This is a genomic window from Neisseria sp. P0009.S007, assembly GCF_051962515.1.
The window spans coordinates 1-1103 of record NZ_JBQCVF010000459.1 but is presented as its reverse complement, the minus strand read 5'-3'; the positions used below and the strand labels follow the sequence as shown (position 1 = coordinate 1103).

At 50.8% G+C, this 1103-nt stretch carries 1 protein-coding gene; it reads left to right on the top strand.

Annotation, left to right across the window (positions count from 1 at the left end; translation table 11 throughout):
• A partial coding sequence (locus ACTHS3_RS14050) for a glycosyltransferase (RefSeq protein ID WP_440368257.1) occupies nucleotides 1-1068 on the top strand: 1068 nt, incomplete at its 5' end.
• Between the last annotated feature and the right edge of the window lie 35 nt (nucleotides 1069-1103).

Here is a 1103-nt window from a genome sequence, read left to right as displayed (position 1 = left end):
TTTTTCGATGCAAAGGGCATCGCAGGTGAGATTCATCATGATGGTTGGCAAAATTTTGCATACAACCGCAATCAGGCTTTGAAACACGCAAAAGACAAAACCGATTACGTGTTGATTTTTGATGCGGACGACCGCTTTGAAGGCAAATTAGAATTGCCCGAGCTGACAGCCGACCGCTACCGCCTCCGCATGAGAAATGCCATGGGCAGCGTGGTTTATTATCGTCCGCTGTTGTTGCGTAATGACGGAACATTCTACTGGCGCGGCGTGTTGCACGAATTTATCGAGACCGACAAACAAGATACCAGTGAAGCCACGCTTCATGGCGACTATACGGTTCTCAGCGGCCGTTTCGGCGCACGCAGCAATATGGCGAACAAATACCTGCTTGACGCCGTTTCTTTGGAAAAAGCGTTTTACAGCCCTGAAGATGAAGACCTGAAACCGCGTTACGCCTTTTATGCGGCACGTTCTTATTGGGATTCTGATATGCCCGAGCGTGCGAGCGAATGGTTTAAAAAACGCATCGAGTTGGGCGGTTGGATCGAGGAAGTGTCGGTTTCTTACCAACAGTTGGGCGAGTGCTACAAATTAATGGGCAAACGCGATGAAGCCTTGGCGACTTGGTTGGCAGGCTACGATTACAACCCGCGCCGTGCCGAGTGTCTCTACCTTGCGCAAACCATGCTGCGTCAGGAAGGAAAATACCGCATTTCCCATGCAATCGGCCTGATGGCGAAACGCATCCCGTTCCCGAACGACGATATTCTTTTTGTCCAAAGCAATGTTTATCAGTTGGACATTGATTATGAATTGTCGGTTACCGCATATGCGGCCGGCGATTTGCGCCAAGGCTATGAGTCTTGCCGCCACTTACTCTTGCTTAATGTACGCGAGGCATTGACCACGGTGACCATGCAAAATATGTGGCTCTACCGCGAACACGCGCAAACCGAAACGCGCGAAGTGTTGGAGCAGCTGGTGGCCGTCATGCAGCCTTATGCCGAGCAGGGCGGACGTTTGGCGGAAGTGACCGAATATTTTGCCGATATTTTGAAAAACCGTTAATCAGGACTTTGACCCAGCCGTCAGGCCGTCTGAAA